Genomic DNA, 15,095 nt, shown 5'->3' with positions numbered 1-15,095 from the left:
GAAATCCCCATGAGGAACCTTATAAACTTCGGCGTGACGTTGAGCGTCATCGCCCTGCTTTTTCTCGCCTTCAATCTGGTATGGGTACTGAAACTGCCCAACTATCGACTGGACCTTTCAGAGAAAAAAATCCACACCCTGTCACCTTCGACCGACGCCCTGCTCGCGGCACTTGAAACCCCCATGGATTTGTATTTTTTCAATGGGAGCCATCCCCGCAAAAGTGACGCCCTGAACAACCATGGCGAGTACATTGCCCTTCTGCTCAAAGCCTATGAAAGTGCGTCGAAAGGCAACGTTACGCTGCACCTGATTGATCCAGCCCCCTTTTCAGAGGACGAGTACAAGGCTGAGTTACTGGGCCTGGATAGCCAGCAAGGACTGTTTGGACTCATCGGCACCCGTGCCAACCATGAGCCGCAAAAAATCGAACGATTCGACCCCGCCCAGGCGAGTTTCCTGGAATATGAGATCAGTCGCCTGATCCACAACGTCGCCCGCGAGGAGCAACCCACCATCGGCCTGATCTACGGATTAGCCATGGACGGCAACCTGAATGGACGCACCCAGGAAGCCACGCCGCCGTGGCAGTTATTCAAGGAAATACGCAGCCAGTTCAATCTGATGACCCTGGGCAGCGACACCTCGCGCATCCCCGCTCACATCAAGACCCTAATGGTGGTCCAGCCCTCTCGGCTGCCGGAACAGACACTTTTTGCCATTGACCAATTTGTCCTGGCAGGGGGAAAGCTGATGATGTTTGTCGACCCCTTGAACGATCAGGACTCAACCGCCGACACCACCGGCCTGCAAACACTGCTCGCCGCCTGGGGCGTGCAGATGCCGGCGAATAAGGTATTGGCGGACAACCTCTATGCAACCCCGGTGGTCGTGACCAGCGACCAGCCGCCCGTACGTCATCCCGGGGCGCTCACCCTGCCCCGAGAAGCGATGGCACAACCGGACGTCAGCACCTGGGGCGTTGACAGCGTGACACTGTTGAATCCAGGTACTCTCGTGCCGCTGAAAAAAAGCCGCACCACATTCACCCCGCTGCTCCAGAGTTCCGGGCAGGCCAGTACGTTCGATGGGGTACGCTTCACTCAACCGGACGAATTCGCCTCCATGATTGGCGAGGCCGTGAGTCGTGGCCGGCCGAATGTGATCGCAGCCCGTATCGAAGGGCCCGCCTACTCCGCATTCCCTGACGGCAGCAACGGCCAGAAGGCCACACTGCAAAAGGCGACCAATATCCATGTGGTGGTGGTCGCCGACATTGACATGCTCAGCGACCGCGTCTGGCTGGCCGCACGCAATGCCAACGGACAGAAAGCGCGGCGCCCGGGCAATGCCCGGTTTGTCTTGAATACATTGGATAACCTGTCAGCACCCGACACCCTGAGTGCTATCAGCCCTCGTGCAAGCGACCGGCAACAGCCCGGGTTGCTGGACAGGCTGCGCCACGAGGCTGCGCAATCCTACCGAAAAAAGGCTGCCCTGATGGAACAACGGCTGGCCCAGACGGAAAAGGAATGGCGGTTGCTGAACACGCCGTCCTCCATGCTGGAGACTCAGGCCATCTCTTCAAATACGCTGTTGCAAGCGCTAAACAAAGAACGCCTGCGATTACGCATGGAGCTTCACACCCTGGAAAAAGAAGCCTACAAGAGCGTCCGCCGGTTGGAACTCGCTGTGGTGGTGCTCACGACGATCACCGTGCCACTGATAGTGAGCCTGCTGGGCCTGGGGATGTTTATCTCGCGTCGCCGTCGCCAACATCCACCTGCTGCAGCGTTCTACTGAACGTGGTTCTCTCAGCCTCGATTAACGCCGGGTAATCAAACCCTGACGCGCCACGCGGGTCAGGTGGTGAATAAACTCGTTGGCATCCTCAGCGTTCGGCGCCTGGATTACCGCCAGGTCAAAGCTGTTTGTGGCAAAGCGCGCCAGGGACTCGCCATCTTCGACAAACTGGATCAGGAACGCCGAAGGTCGGCCAGTCCGCCGGGGCCAGCCATCCAGGTAACGCAGCAACGTCGGCTGGTGCTTGCCGCCAAGGAGAATTTTCGGATTGCGTTGAGTCAGGCCCGCAGTGATCGGGGCCAGGCGTACAAGAGGTCGTAGTGCATTCATCGTGTCGTGTCTCTGCCTCAAAAGTCTGCGGGCAGGTGAGAGGCAACACCGAACCAGCGCTTTAGCGGTATTTCGAAACCTGGAGCAGGCTTCTGTCGGGACTGCAGCGAGTCCCTGTGGCGCCCCGCAATTAGCTGTTTAAATCGGCGCATGCAGCATCCTAGAGAAGCCGGTGGGGCAGTGTCAAGAATCCCGTACAACGAAAAAGGCCCGCGCGGGGCGGGCCTTTAACAGGTGAGCTGCGCGATCAGTTGGCGATGGCACGGTCGGCAGACAGCTTGCCAGCACCTTCAAACAGCACCGCCACTGTGCCGCCCAGCAGTGCCAGGGCGAACTCATAGCCGTTGTTGGCCATGAACAAACCGTTGCTGATATGCACCGAGAAAATCGCCACCAGCGAAACGATGGTCAACCCCAGCGCCGCCGGGCGTGCCAGCAGGCCAATGATCAGCGCCAGGCCGGCGAAGAACTCAGTACCGCCCGACAACAATGCCATCAGGGTACCCGGGGCCAGGCCGATGCTCTCCATCCACTGCGCCGTGCCCGCCAGGCCGCCGCCGCCAAACCAGCCAAAGAGTTTTTGCGAACCGTGGGCGGCAAAAATGATACCGACAAAAATCCGCAGGACGGTCAGGCCATAGCCGGCACGGGTGGACAGGAGGTTTTTGATCATTGGGCTCATATTGCTAATCCTTTTCGATGAAGGGGGTTGGTTGGCCGCTATATTAATCAGTTTAGATAATGATAAAAGCCGAAAAAAGCGCTAATCAATATCTAATAATTAGATTATTTGCGTGAGACGATCTTGGACGTCACCGGCTCCAGGGAGTCCCGTTCCCGATCAAAGGCCAAGTAGTACTTGTTCACGCTATTAACATAGCTGACGCCGCCCATTCCGACCTGCTCCATGGCGATGCGCTCGACCTGGAAGAACCATTGGTTAGGGTTCAAACCCCGGCGGCGCGCCTCGGCACGCATGCCCTGCACCCGCTCCGGCCCCATGTTGTAGGCCGCCAGGACGAACGCCATACGCTCGCGCTCGTTCAGCTTGGGGCTGGCGAAGAACTTGCGGCGAATCAATGCCAGGTAACGCGCCCCTGCCTGCACATTGCTGTCCAGGGTCTGGATGTTGTTGACCCCCACCCGCTGGGCCGCCGAAGGGGTGATCTGCATCAAGCCCGTCGGCCCGCTGCCGCTTTTCGCGGCGGGGTTGAGGGACGATTCCTTGAAGGCCAGGGCCGCCAGGTTCAGCCAGTCCATGCCTTGTTCCCGGGCGTGTTTCTGCAGGACCGGGCGCAGTTTCTCCAGGCGCTGGCGATCAGCCCGCGCCAAGGGGTAGCGCACCTGATAGAGACGACGATAGATGCGCTGGAAGGCCACGTCCTGATCCGACGGAGTCTTGTAGGTTTTCAGGAAGCGGTCGATGCTCGCCCGCAGCATCGAGGCATCCTGGCGCACGAACCAGTACTCCTCGCCCGGCTCGCTGATCGCCACTTGCTTGTCGAAACGCAGCTTGGGCAGGATCTTTGACCAGCGCTCCGCAATCGGCCGCTCGACAATGGTCAGGTGGAAGATCCCCGCCTGGACCATCTCCAGCACATCTTCCACCGCCAGGCTGGGGTCCACCCATTCCACCTTGACCGGCGGCAGCTTGCGCAGTGCCAGCTTCTGATTGATCTGGTTGACCGCCTCCCCCGCTGCGCTGCCCGTGGTCAGGGCCAGGGTGCGCCCGGACAACTGCTCCAGCCGGGTAAACCGCCGCTCGCCCTTGAGGCCCACCAGCCACAGCGGCACGTCGCTGGCAATCGGATCACTGCTGCTGATCTTGTGCGCCCCCGTCGTATCCAGCAGTTCGCCGGGCGCCACCAGGTCACCTTCGCCACGGGCCAACGCCCCCAGCAACTGATCCTTGGCCTTGGGAATGATCTTGAGGTTGATTTCCTGGCCGTCGCGGGCGCGGCCGTTGAGGTAGTGTTCGAAGGCGCGCAGGCGGTGATATTCAACACCAATCGACTGGCCCTGGACTTCACCGGAGCTGTTGCGGCTCTGGTTGACCAGCACCCGCAAGGTGCGGCTGCTGCGGATTTCTGCCAGGTCACGGACTTTGCCCGACTTGGTCACTTCCAGCGGCCCGTCCAGGCGCGCAACCGCCGCCGTGGGCAGCAGCAGCGTCAGGCACACCATAAGCAATGCCGAGGGTCGGATCATCCGCTCTCCGGAAAGAACAAGGCCCCATGCACCGCGAGAAACGCCGCATTGAGGGACAGAAACAGAGCGCCAGAGGCGCAGACTTTGGGCGCAAGGGTGGCACAGCAGCAGGCCTTCGGCCAACCACGGTGTGACTTGCGACGTTCAAAGACAGCGATAACTCGTTGTAGTTCTTGGTTTTTCTTATAAATCTACAGCTCTGATAGACTTTCCGGCCGCAGGCGGAGATAGCACCATGCAACTCATTGATATTGGCGTCAACCTGACCAACTCCAGTTTCGACGACAAACACCAGGCCGTGCTCGACCGCGCCTATGCTGCCGGCGTGGGCCAATTGGTTGTCACCGGCACCAGCGTGCAAGGCAGCGAACAGGCCCTGGAGCTGTGCCAGCGTTGGGACCAAGGCGCCCGACGGCTGTTCTCCACCGCCGGTATCCACCCCCATAGCGCCAGCGATTGGAACGCCGACAGTGCCCGGCAACTGCGTGACCTGCTCAGCCAGGAGCGGGTACGTGCCGTGGGGGAATGCGGGCTGGACTTCAACCGGGACTTTTCGCCCCGCCCCCAGCAGGAAAAAGTCCTCGAAGCCCACCTGGCACTGGCCGTCGAATTGCAACTGCCAGTGTTTCTCCACGAACGGGACGCCAACCAGCGCCTGCTGGAGATCCTGCGCGATTACCGCGATCAACTGCCCGCCGCCGTGGTGCACTGCTTCACCGGCGAACAACGCGCGCTGTTCAGTTATCTCGATCTGGACCTGCATATCGGCATCACCGGCTGGATCTGTGACGAACGGCGTGGCACGCACCTGCACCCACTGGTCAGGGAAATCCCCTGGGGCCGCTTGATGCTGGAAAGCGATGCGCCCTACCTGCTGCCACGCACCCTGCGCCCCAAACCGAAGAACGGGCGCAATGAGCCGGCCTATCTGCCGGAAGTCTTGCGCGAAGTGGCCCTGCACCGAGAAGAAAGCCTGGAAGACCTGGCCCAGCACAGCACCGCCTGCGCCCGTGCGTTTTTCGGCCTGCCTGTGCCGGATTGACGCGGTGCATTGACCCATATCAACACCCCTTTTCCGGATAGCGGCACAATACTGGCACCTTGCCAATACTGTTTCCGCTATCAGAGAAAACCTTCCATGGGTGCCTGGCTTAGCAATATCTCGCTGAAGTACAAATTCTGGGCCGTGAATGCGGTCGCTTTCATCACCACGCTGCTGCTGGTGCTGTATGCCGTGCAGCTTGAACAACAGGCCCGCAGCCATGCCGCCCAAGCCTCGGCACAAGCCCAGGGCCGCTTGCTCAGCGCCTGGCCGGCCGGGCAGCCGCTGCCCCAGGGCGAGCACTGGCTGGCGTTTGCCCGGGGCCAGGCACCCGAGTTGGCGGACCAGGACCTGTCAGCCCTGAGCGAAGCCAACGGTTGGGTCGAGTTCAATCATATGCCGCTGTTCGGCGAAAACCCGTTGCTGGGCGCCGAAGTCATCTCCCGCGCCGGTGGCCAACAAGTCGCCGTGCTGGCCTATGCACCGAGCCTGAGCCAGGTGTTTACCGAGCGCTTTACCAACTACGCGGTGGCGGTGCTGATCCTGATGCTCGCCATGCTCTGTGCCTCGCAACTGTTGATCCGCTTTTTGCTCGCCCAACTCAACACCTTGAAAGACGTGATGCTGCACGTAGAGAAAACCGGCGACCTCTCGGCCCGCGTGCCCCTGGCATGCAAGGACGAGGTCGGGCAGATGGCCAGTGCGTTCAACGCCATGCAGGCCGGCTACCAGCGGGTGGTCAGTACGGTAGCGCGCACCGCCAAACTGTTGGATGACGGCGCCGCACGCCTGGCCAGCAGCATGAATGAGGTGCAGCACGGCATGCTCGGCCAGCAAAGCGAGACCGACCAGGCGGCCACCGCGATCAATGAAATGACCGCCACCGTGTATCACATCGCCCAACACGCCGGCGCCACTCGCGACTTGTCCCAGACCGCCGACACCTTGGCCGGCAGCGGTCAGGAAGTAGTAACCCGGGTTCAGCGCTCGATTGCCGGATTGTCCACCGGTGTGCAGCAAACCGCAGAAATGATCCAGAAGCTGGCCGAGGACAGCCAGAAAATCAATGGCGTGGTCGGCGTGATCCACAGCATTGCCGAACAGACCAACCTGCTGGCTCTCAACGCCGCCATCGAAGCGGCCCGCGCCGGGGAAATGGGGCGCGGCTTTGCGGTGGTGGCCGACGAAGTGCGCAACCTGGCCAAGCGCGTGCAAAGCTCCACCGATGAGATCACCCGCATGGTCTCGGCCCTGCAGGCCGGCACCCGGGATGCGGTGGACTTTATGCAGGAAAGCTCGTTCAAGGCCGACAACTGTGTGCAGCAGGCCCAGGAAGCCGGCGCTTCACTGGCCGAAATCACCAGCGCCGTGGCGCAGATGCGCGAGAGCAACACGCAGATTGCGGTGGCTGCCGAGCAGCAGAGCCATGTGGCCGAGGAGATGAACCGCGCGGTGGTGAGTATTCGCGATGTCACGGAAAACACTGTGCAACAGACCGTGGATTCGGCGACCACCAGCAATGAACTGGCAACCCTGGCCGGCGAGTTGAGCAAAGCCATCGGCCAGCTCAAACTGTGACGTTTGCCCACCGATCCGCCAGCGCCTGCCGCTGGCGGATCGATCAAAACGCTATAACCCCCATAGCCAACCCCAATTCGCCGCCCCTGCCCGCCCGACCTAAACTCTGTCCATCGAGTTTCAATGGACAGAGGATTTATCATCATGGGCAAACGTCACCCCAATCTCCCGGCCTGGCAATGGCGCGCCTACCCGCAGAACCATCAGCACCCGACCAACCTGGTGCTGCACCTGATTGCCGTGCCGCTGTTCATCGTCGGGTTTCTGCTGATTGTGTCCGGCGTGTTCAGCCTGAGCCTGGCCAGTTTTGCCATCGGTGTGGTCGGCGTACTCGCCGGCCTGGCGCTGCAACGCCACGGTCATAGCCTGGAAGCCCAGGCCAGCGAGCCGTTCAGTGATCGTAAAGATGCAGTGCAGCGCCTGGTGGTCGAGCAGTTCGTGACCTTTCCGCGCTTTGTCCTCAGCGGTGGCTGGTGGCAGGCCTGGCGTCAGCGCCACCGCCACTGAGGCAGGGTCAGGCGAAGACCACCACGGTCTGGCGGCTGATAGCGATCAACTGGCCGTCAGGCCCCCACAACATCGCGGCAGCATGGCCATAACCGTCGCGAGCATGCTCGATCTGGACGTGGTACTGGCACCAGTCCAGGGTCGTCACCTGTGCCAGGGGCTGGATGAATTCGATGGTCCAGGTCAGCGTGCTGCCGGGTGCCGGCTTCTTCAGGTGCGGTAAAAGCGCCGGCGGCCAGGCATCCACCAGCGCGAGGATATGGGCTTCGGTCAAAGGCTCTTCTTTCACATCCCCCCGCAAGCGCACCCAGCCGCCCATTTCCCGGGATTTATTGCCGGTGAACGGCAAGCCACCGACGCTCCAGCGCATCGCCAAGTGGCGCATGAACTCAGGCGTCACGCCTTTGATATAGGGCAGTTCCTGGCACTCGTCCCAATGTTTGAAAGTCGGCGCGGGCAAGGCCGGCACGTCGATCTCTGAAGGCCGCGATGCGCCGAAGCTGGCCTGGGCCAGGGTCATCACTTCACCGTCCTGCACCACCCGCCCCAGCAACTGGCTGACGGCCTTGCCTTCGCGCAGTACTTCGACTTGATAACGGGCGGATACGTCGGGCGCCACGGGCCCGACAAACGTCACGGCCAACGAACGCAATGGGCGATCAGCCGGCACCTGGGCACGCAACGCTTCGTATTGCAAGGCGGCAACCAGCCCGCCAAACGTGGCGCGACCCTGGGCCCACTCGGCCGGAATAGACACGTCCAACGGGTTGTTACGGGCAGCGTCGAGCAAATCACTAAAGCGCATGGCGACCTCACATCAAGAAAACCGATGAGCGATCTTAACCAGCGCGCCAGCCCGGTACAGCACTTATTCCGGCCAAATACCCAGACAGATAAGCCGCAGGCTCAGAAACAATCCGCCGCCAGCTTGTCGAGTACCCGATCGGCTTTGCCTTCAGCTTCGGCCATGGTCCGATGCCAGACTGCAACGCAAGGTTGCAAGTCTGCCTGGAGCTTGGCTTGCGCCAACCATTGCCAGCAGTCGTGCCAATCTCCCAGGGCGCCTTGGGCGGACTTGAGACGGGACATGGCCTTGGCCGGTACCTGGCCCAATTGCGGATAGGCCTCGGCCGCGTAGCGCACGCGCTTGATCAACAAACGCAGGCGATGGCGGTCGTGGTCGGGATCGTGCAACGCCACCTCGAGAGCCTGCCATTGTTTACCCAGGCGTTTTTCGATACGGGCGCGCAGGCGCTTGAGTAGTTTTTGATGCTGGGAGGCACGGATAAATCGCGGAAAGGCGGCCATGATCTGCAACAGCTGCGCCAATTCCGCGCTCTGGGCCACCTGCCGATAAGTCTGCGGCTGCTGGCGCAGACGCCGGGCCGCCGCTTCGTGATGGCCATGTTGCTGCAGGTAGGCCGCCAGCACTTCGCGGTCGCGCAGCGGCGTGGTCAATTGGCCGACCGCGCTGGCGGCGGCCTCCAATTGCTCGACGCCGGGCAGCCCGCGCAAAGGGCGCAACAGGCTGCGCAGGCGGCGCACGGTGGTGCGCAGGTCGTGCAGCGCCTCGTCATCGGTCACCGCCGCCAGGCGCGCCTGACAACTCAACAATCCGACTTCCAGGCCGATGACCTGGGCGACTAACTGATCCACCAACGCCGACATGCTGTTTCCCCTGTCAAACAACCGCCATACACCCGCACAAAACAGGCGCCTGGGACCACCTTAACCACTCCAACAACGCGTTACGCTGACGCGGATCAACGGCCCGCGCGCGACTCACGAATATAGAAACGGGCTTTTTCCGCTTTGCTGGCACAGCCTTCGAACGCTTCGAATTGCTGCTGGGTCTTGGCGCCGGTCAGCAACGACAGGGCCTTGGAATAGCTGACCGTACCGGCAAAACCTTCGGCCTTGGCCAGGTCCAGCTCGTGCCAGGCGGCATCCAGCTGGCTGCCGCAGCTATCACGATAGGCCGTTTTGCCGGCACAACCGGCCAGAGCCAAAACAATCACAGGCAAACACATCCAGGCTTTCATCAATGACACCTCAAGAAAAGAAAACAGTCGTGGGATGTAGACGTTGCCTACATCGAAAAGTGCCTTATCACACAGCCTGAAATGCCCAGTGCTGATAGCCAAAGCATACCCGAGCAAATAGCTCGGCTTACGAAAATTATCGTTCTGCTCCGCTAGGATTGAAGCAGCCCCCTGCTTGGGTGCATTGTGGACAGCTGTTTTACGAAGGATCCAGTCATGAAAAAACGCGTTGCATTGGTCCTGGGCTCAGGCGGAGCAAGGGGTTACGCCCATATCGGGGTGATCGAAGAGATCGAAAAACGCGGTTATGAAATCGCCTGTATCGCCGGCTGCTCCATGGGAGCAGTGGTGGGCGGGATCTATGCTGCGGGTAAACTGCAGGACTACCGGAACTGGATCGAAAGCCTGGACTATCTGGACGTGCTGCGCCTGGTGGATGTGAGCTTTCGCCTGGGGGCGATACGCGGCGAAAAAGTCTTCGGGCAGATCCGCAAGATCGTCGGTGAGATCAATATCGAAGACCTGCGCATTCCCTACACGGCGGTCGCCACCGACCTGACCAACCAGCAGGAAATCTGGTTCCAGGAAGGCTGCCTGCACCAGGCGATGCGCGCCTCGGCAGCGATCCCCAGCCTCTTCACCCCGGTGATGCAAGGCAACCGCATGCTGGTGGATGGCGGCCTGCTCAACCCGCTGCCTATCGTGCCGGTGGTGTCGAGTCATTGCGACCTGATCATTGCGGTCAACCTCAACGCCACCAACCAGAAACACTACACCCTGCCGGTAATCCAGCGCCCGCCGGCGTTCAAGAGCCGCTTCGACAACCTGGTACGTTCACTGGGTTCCCATCTGCCGTTTCGGCGCAAGCAGGCCGAACAATTATTGTTGCTGGAACAGGAAGCGCTGCAGGCGCAGGCCGCCGATATCAACCCCTGGCTCGAAGGCGCCGAGCCGGAAGCCCAGCAACCGGCCGCAGCCCCGGAAACCGCTGGCGCCCCCAAGTCGGCAACCGGTTCGTTCATCATCGACAACGTCGGGCCGGCGTCGCTGCTGGATTTGATCAACCAGAGTTTCGAGGTGATGCAGACGTCGTTGGCCCAGTACAAAATTGCCGGCTACCCGCCGGATGTGCTGATCAATGTGCCCAAGCGCGTGTGCCGGTTCTTCGAGTTCTACAAGGCGCCGGAATTGATCGCGCTGGGGCGGGAGATTGCCAGTGATACGCTGGATCGGTATGAGAGTGAGCAGAGTTGAGATCTTCGCTGGGGCTTGAGGCCCTATCGCGGCATAGGTATCTACACAACTCTTTCGTGGTTCTTGGGGTTGTGTACATATCCGTTGCTGCGGTCACGGCGGCTATTGGTTCCGCCCTTACGGCGGCTCACTTTTGGAAAAGAGCCCGGAGTGCCGGCCCAGCCAAAAGTAACCAAAAGGGCTCTTACCCCACCACTCGGCACCTCGCCTAGGCTCGGTGTGCCCGTCATCCGACATTGATTTGGGGGGCAGCGTGGTTTAACGGGACGCCTAAGATCAAAATCACAAGCAAAGCGAGGCGGCCTTACAGCCGACCTGATCGCCGAAGCGTGCGCGTACCCTTGTGGGAGCTGGCTTGCCTGCGATGACGGTGTCTCAGCCAATACATTTATCGACTGATACACCGCCATCGCAGGCAAGCCAGCTCCCACAGGGGGAATGGAGCTTCGCGCCCCGGCTTTGGCATTGCTGTTGCTGTTGCTGTTGCTCTGCTTTTGATCTGGCTTTTGATCTTGATCTTGGGCGCCCCGTTAAACCACGATGGCCGCAGGCGGGTATTGCGCAGTGGGCACCCCGGCATGGATGACGGGGTAGCCGCGACACGGCCATGGATGGCCGATCGCGGCGGGCCCACGGAGCAATGCCTGACTGCGGGCATGCCGAGCCTAGGCGAGGCACCGAGTGGTGGGGCAAGAGTGTTTTGCTTACTTTTGCGCTCTACAAAAGTGAGCCGCCGTAAGGGCGGAACCAATAGCCGCCGTAACCGCAAAAACGGATATGTACACAACCCCAAGAACCACGAAAGAGTTGTGTAGATACCTATGCCGCGATGCCGCCGGCCCAGCAACCACAATCCCTCAGCCCTCAGCAGCCCCCAACAACCGATACCCCACCCCCGCTTCGGTCACGATAAAACGCGGCTGGGTCGGGTCATCCGCCAGCTTCTGACGCAAGTGCCCCACCACAATCCGCAGGTAGTGGCTGTCTTCGGTATGGGTCGGGCCCCAGATATCCTTGAGCAACTGCTGCTGGGTAATCACCCGCCCAGGGTGGCGCGCCAGTTGCGCCAGCACCGCGTATTCCTTGCGGGTCAGGGCCACGTCGACACCCTCCAGAAGCACCCGCCGATAAGCCAGGTCGACCATCAGCGGGCCAAACTGCAGGGCGGCCTGCTGCGCCTCGCCGGTGGGCGCCTGGCGCAACAGCGCGCGCACCCGAGCGAGAAACTCCTGGATGCCAAACGGCTTGGTCACGTAGTCGTTGGCCCCACCGTCCAACGCCTGGACCTTCTGCCCTTCGCCGGCACGTACCGACAACACCAGCACCGGGGCCGTCGACCATTCACGCAACTCGCGCAGCACCTGCTGGCCGTCCATGTCCGGCAGGCCCAGGTCCAGCACCAGCAGGTCCGGCTTGCTCAAGGCCGCCTGGGCCAGCCCTTCGGCGCCGGTCCCGGCCTCGATTACTTTGTAGCCCTGGGAGGCCAGGCTGATGCGCAAGAACTTGCGGATCTGCGGCTCGTCATCAATGACCAAAATCGTCGCAGTCTGGTTCATGGTGTTCCATCACAATCACTGAAAAAAGTTAAGAGTAGCGCACTGCGTCTCACGCTTCACTGTCCGGGCTCGGCTGAGTCTGCAACGGCAGGAACAGGGTGATACACGTGCCCCGCCCGTCGATGCCCTCGGTCACGCTGATATGCCCGCCGTGGGCGCCGACCATACCCTGGCAGATTGCCAGGCCGAGCCCGGTGCCCTGCCCGCCCCGGTCGCCCCGTGCGGCGGTGTAGAACATATCGAAAATCTTCGCCCGCTCTTCCTCGGGAATGCCCGGACCTTCATCACTGACCGAAAAAAACACCGCCTGCTCGGCGACGCCAGCACGCAGTTGCAAGCGGCCATGGGGCGGTGAAAAACGCGCGGCGTTTTCCAGCACATTGACCAACGCCTGCTCGATCAAGGCGGCATGCACATACAGCAATGGCAACTCTGGCGGCACATCGGTACTCACCTGCAACGGCGCCAGCACGGCACGCAAACGGCCGAGGGAGCTGCCGACGATATCGCCGGGCGACACCCAGTCCCGCGCCAGCTTCAAGGCGCCATGGCCGAGGCGGGTCATGTCCAGCAGGTTCTGGATGTAGCGGTCCAGGCGCTCGGCTTCATCGCGGGTGCCTTCCAGCAACTCGCGGCGATCTTCCAGGGGAATGGCTTCGCCCAGGGCCAGCAGGCTGTCGATGCTGCCGCGCATGGAGGTCAGCGGCGTGCGCAAGTCATGGGACACCGAGGCCAACAAGGCACTGCGCAGTTGCTCGGTCTCGCCATGCAAACGGGCGGCCTCCAGGTTCTGCGCCAACTGGGCGCGGGCCAGGGCCTGGGCCAATGGCTGGCTCAAGGCCGTGAGCAGGCGCCGACGTTGGCCACTGAGCTCCAGGCCAGCCTTGGGGCTGACGCCGAGCAGGCCCAGCGGACCGTTTTCAGCGGACAACGGCCACCACCACCAACGCCCAAACGGCAAGGTTCCGGTGCCCATGCCCGCCGGCTGGTCGTGCTGCCAGGCCCAGTCGGCGGCGGCGCGCTCGGCCTCGGTAAAGGTCAGCGGCCCGCCGGTCTCGACCGTCCAGTCACCGGGCCCGTCGCGATTGACCAGGCACAACTGCAAATCGCTCCAGCCCTGCAGATGATGGGCCGCCGCGCTGATCACCGCCTGGCGATCAGTAGCAGCGGTGAGTTTGCGCGACAGGTCGAGCAGTTCGCTGGTTTCTTCCTGGGTGTCGCGCAGGGCCTGCAATTGCCGACGCTGGCGGGCGGCTAGGTTGCCGGTCAGTGCCGCCATCAGCAGGAAGAACAGCAAGGTCAGCACATCTTCTTCACGCTGGATAGCGAAGGAGAAATTCGGCGGAATAAACAAAAAGTCATAGGTCAGGAACGACAGCGCAGCGCAGGCCAATGCCGGGCCCAGGCTGCTGCGCACCGCCACCAGCAGCACTGCGGCGAGGAACACCAGAGAGATGTTGGGCAGCGGCAGAATACTCGACACCGCCCACGCCAACGCACTGGCCAGCACCGTTGCCAGCAGCGCCAGGGCGTAATCGAACCACACCAGGCCACGCACATCGGGCAAACGCGGCGCGGCGGGTGTTCCATCGCTGTCGAGGATATTGATTTCCAGGCCCCGGGCGTTGCGCAACAAACGCGCCGCCAGGCCGCCACCGAACAGTCGGCGCCGCCAGCGCGGGCGCGACTGCCCCACCAGCACCAGGCTGGCACGGCGCTCGGCAGCATGCTGGATCAGGGTCTTGGCCACCTCGCCGGCACGCAGCAACACCACTTCGCCACCCAGACGCTCGGCCAGTTGCTGGGCATTTTGCAGCCTCAGCCGAGACTGTTCGTCACGCACCCGGCCGTTGTCCACATGCACCATGCTCCAGGGCAGATGCCGGCGCTGCGCCACACGGCTGGCGTGACGCACCAGGCGTTCGGCCTCGGCGTCGCCATCCACCCCCACCAGCAAGCGCCCGCGCACGGCGGGCGCGGCCTGGCCCAATTGCCGGTAGCCCTGGGCCAGATCGTCATCGACGTGCGCGGCGGCAGTCTGCATCGCCAACTCGCGCAGGGCCATGAGGTTGGTCTGGGTAAAGAATGCGTCGATGGCCGCGCGCGCCTGCTCCGGCACATAGACCTTGCCGTCGCGCAGGCGCTCCAGCAGCTCGCGGGATGGCAGGTCGATCAGCAGTAACTCATCGGCTTCCTGCAGCACCCAGTCCGGCAGGGTTTCGCGTACCTGCACGCCGGTGATGCCACGTACCTGATCGTTGAGGCTTTCCAGGTGCTGGACGTTGACCGTGGTGAACACGTTGATGCCGGCGGAGAGCAGCTCCTGGATGTCCTGCCAGCGCTTTTCGTGGCGGCTGCCGGGGGCGTTGCTGTGGGCCAGTTCGTCCACCAGCACCAGCTTGGGCTTGGTGGCGAGCAAGCCGTCGAGGTCCATTTCTTCGAGCATCACCCCACGGTATTCCGAGCGCAGCAGCGGCTGCTGGGGCAAGCCACTGAGCAAGGCCTCGGTCTCGGCGCGGCCATGGGTCTCGACCACCCCGGCCACCACTTTGACGCCCTGGCGCAACTGGGTGTGGGCGGCCTGGAGCATGGCGTAGGTCTTGCCCACGCCCGGTGCGGCACCGAGGAATACCTTGAGCCGGCCACGGCCGTGCTTGGGTAGGTCGGCTAGGAGGGCGTCGGCGCGGCCGGAGTCACTCATGGGGCAGTCTTCTTTCAGTTAGGGATGTTGGGTACATGCAGCCGCCATCGCCGGCAAGCCAGTTCCCACATCCG

At 62.0% G+C, this 15,095-nt stretch carries 13 protein-coding genes; 5 read left to right on the top strand and 8 right to left on the bottom strand.

Annotation, left to right across the window (positions count from 1 at the left end; all coding sequences use genetic code 11):
- Nucleotides 1-9: 9 nt before the first annotated feature.
- Nucleotides 10-1,803 carry a Gldg family protein gene (locus HBO24_RS16975; RefSeq protein WP_057444678.1) on the top strand — a complete coding sequence of 598 codons (1,794 nt, stop codon included), beginning with the start codon at nt 10-12 and terminating at the stop codon, nt 1,801-1,803.
- Nucleotides 1,804-1,824: 21 nt separating this feature from the next.
- Here the strand turns inward: HBO24_RS16975 and HBO24_RS16970 are convergent, their stop codons facing one another.
- The 3 genes from HBO24_RS16970 to HBO24_RS16960 all read right to left on the bottom strand — a co-directional run bounded on the left by HBO24_RS16970 (nt 1,825) and on the right by HBO24_RS16960 (nt 4,341).
- Complete coding sequence (locus tag HBO24_RS16970) at nt 1,825-2,133, bottom strand: hypothetical protein (RefSeq protein WP_057439194.1); 309 nt, start codon at nt 2,131-2,133, stop codon at nt 1,825-1,827.
- A gap of 247 nt (nt 2,134-2,380) precedes the next feature.
- A complete protein-coding gene (locus HBO24_RS16965) occupies nt 2,381-2,815 on the bottom strand; it encodes a DoxX family protein (RefSeq protein WP_057439195.1) in 435 nt (144 codons plus the stop codon).
- 104 nt (nt 2,816-2,919) lie between these two features.
- A complete protein-coding gene (locus tag HBO24_RS16960) occupies nt 2,920-4,341 on the bottom strand; it encodes a transglycosylase SLT domain-containing protein (RefSeq protein WP_057439196.1) in 1,422 nt (473 codons plus the stop codon).
- 235 nt (nt 4,342-4,576) lie between these two features.
- Here HBO24_RS16960 and HBO24_RS16955 point away from each other — a divergent pair, with 235 nt between their 5' ends.
- The 3 genes from HBO24_RS16955 to HBO24_RS16945 all read left to right on the top strand — a co-directional run bounded on the left by HBO24_RS16955 (nt 4,577) and on the right by HBO24_RS16945 (nt 7,468).
- Nucleotides 4,577-5,383 carry a TatD family hydrolase gene (locus tag HBO24_RS16955; RefSeq protein ID WP_170060029.1) on the top strand — a complete coding sequence of 269 codons (807 nt, stop codon included), beginning with the start codon at nt 4,577-4,579 and terminating at the stop codon, nt 5,381-5,383.
- Nucleotides 5,384-5,479: 96 nt separating this feature from the next.
- Nucleotides 5,480-6,961: a methyl-accepting chemotaxis protein gene (locus tag HBO24_RS16950; RefSeq protein WP_057444680.1), complete on the top strand. Its 1,482-nt coding sequence runs from the start codon at nt 5,480-5,482 to the stop codon at nt 6,959-6,961.
- Between the two features lie 144 nt (nt 6,962-7,105).
- Nucleotides 7,106-7,468 carry an Mpo1-like protein gene (locus HBO24_RS16945; RefSeq protein ID WP_104911974.1) on the top strand — a complete coding sequence of 121 codons (363 nt, stop codon included), beginning with the start codon at nt 7,106-7,108 and terminating at the stop codon, nt 7,466-7,468.
- A gap of 7 nt (nt 7,469-7,475) precedes the next feature.
- Here HBO24_RS16945 and HBO24_RS16940 read toward each other — a convergent pair whose 3' ends face one another.
- From HBO24_RS16940 to HBO24_RS16930, 3 genes are all read right to left on the bottom strand, one after another.
- Complete coding sequence (locus HBO24_RS16940) at nt 7,476-8,273, bottom strand: thioesterase family protein (RefSeq protein WP_170060028.1); 798 nt, start codon at nt 8,271-8,273, stop codon at nt 7,476-7,478.
- 101 nt (nt 8,274-8,374) lie between these two features.
- A complete protein-coding gene (locus HBO24_RS16935; protein ID WP_170060027.1) occupies nt 8,375-9,136 on the bottom strand; it encodes a CHAD domain-containing protein in 762 nt (253 codons plus the stop codon).
- Nucleotides 9,137-9,231: 95 nt separating this feature from the next.
- On the bottom strand, nt 9,232-9,510 hold the full coding sequence (locus HBO24_RS16930) for a hypothetical protein (RefSeq protein ID WP_029300795.1): 279 nt from the start codon (nt 9,508-9,510) through the stop codon (nt 9,232-9,234).
- Nucleotides 9,511-9,726: 216 nt separating this feature from the next.
- Here HBO24_RS16930 and HBO24_RS16925 point away from each other — a divergent pair, with 216 nt between their 5' ends.
- On the top strand, nt 9,727-10,764 hold the full coding sequence (locus HBO24_RS16925; RefSeq protein ID WP_057439200.1) for a patatin-like phospholipase family protein: 1,038 nt from the start codon (nt 9,727-9,729) through the stop codon (nt 10,762-10,764).
- An 857-nt stretch (nt 10,765-11,621) separates the two neighbouring features.
- On the opposite strand, the gene HBO24_RS16920 is transcribed toward HBO24_RS16925, so the two are convergent.
- Together HBO24_RS16920 and HBO24_RS16915 are read right to left on the bottom strand one after the other, a co-directional pair.
- A complete protein-coding gene (locus tag HBO24_RS16920) occupies nt 11,622-12,320 on the bottom strand; it encodes a response regulator (protein WP_057439201.1) in 699 nt (232 codons plus the stop codon).
- Nucleotides 12,321-12,369: 49 nt separating this feature from the next.
- Nucleotides 12,370-15,021 (bottom strand): sensor histidine kinase KdpD, encoded by a 2,652-nt coding sequence (locus HBO24_RS16915; protein ID WP_057439202.1) that lies wholly within the window; start codon nt 15,019-15,021, stop codon nt 12,370-12,372.
- Nucleotides 15,022-15,095: the final 74 nt, after the last annotated feature.

The organism is Pseudomonas sp. WS 5410, assembly GCF_012985645.1.
In the GTDB taxonomy this organism is placed as follows: Bacteria; Pseudomonadota; Gammaproteobacteria; order Pseudomonadales; family Pseudomonadaceae; genus Aquipseudomonas; species Aquipseudomonas shahriarae.
Note: the sequence above shows the minus strand (reverse complement) of the source record. Positions and strands in the feature narration are given on the sequence as shown.

What these genes read in the sequence shown, in the direction of transcription:
- HBO24_RS16950 (WP_057444680.1), top strand. Translation starts at nt 5,480, where the DNA reads ATGGGTGCCTGGCTTAGCAATATCTCGCTGAAGTACAAATTCTGGGCC.
- HBO24_RS16970 (WP_057439194.1), bottom strand. Translation starts at nt 2,133, where the DNA reads ATGAATGCACTACGACCTCTTGTACGCCTGGCCCCGATCACTGCGGGC.
- HBO24_RS16965 (WP_057439195.1), bottom strand. Translation starts at nt 2,815, where the DNA reads ATGAGCCCAATGATCAAAAACCTCCTGTCCACCCGTGCCGGCTATGGC.
- HBO24_RS16960 (WP_057439196.1), bottom strand. Translation starts at nt 4,341, where the DNA reads ATGATCCGACCCTCGGCATTGCTTATGGTGTGCCTGACGCTGCTGCTG.
- HBO24_RS16935 (WP_170060027.1), bottom strand. Translation starts at nt 9,136, where the DNA reads ATGTCGGCGTTGGTGGATCAGTTAGTCGCCCAGGTCATCGGCCTGGAA.
- HBO24_RS16915 (WP_057439202.1), bottom strand. Translation starts at nt 15,021, where the DNA reads ATGAGTGACTCCGGCCGCGCCGACGCCCTCCTAGCCGACCTACCCAAG.
- HBO24_RS16955 (WP_170060029.1), top strand. Translation starts at nt 4,577, where the DNA reads ATGCAACTCATTGATATTGGCGTCAACCTGACCAACTCCAGTTTCGAC.
- HBO24_RS16945 (WP_104911974.1), top strand. Translation starts at nt 7,106, where the DNA reads ATGGGCAAACGTCACCCCAATCTCCCGGCCTGGCAATGGCGCGCCTAC.
- HBO24_RS16940 (WP_170060028.1), bottom strand. Translation starts at nt 8,273, where the DNA reads ATGCGCTTTAGTGATTTGCTCGACGCTGCCCGTAACAACCCGTTGGAC.
- HBO24_RS16975 (WP_057444678.1), top strand. Translation starts at nt 10, where the DNA reads ATGAGGAACCTTATAAACTTCGGCGTGACGTTGAGCGTCATCGCCCTG.
- HBO24_RS16930 (WP_029300795.1), bottom strand. Translation starts at nt 9,510, where the DNA reads ATGAAAGCCTGGATGTGTTTGCCTGTGATTGTTTTGGCTCTGGCCGGT.
- HBO24_RS16925 (WP_057439200.1), top strand. Translation starts at nt 9,727, where the DNA reads ATGAAAAAACGCGTTGCATTGGTCCTGGGCTCAGGCGGAGCAAGGGGT.
- HBO24_RS16920 (WP_057439201.1), bottom strand. Translation starts at nt 12,320, where the DNA reads ATGAACCAGACTGCGACGATTTTGGTCATTGATGACGAGCCGCAGATC.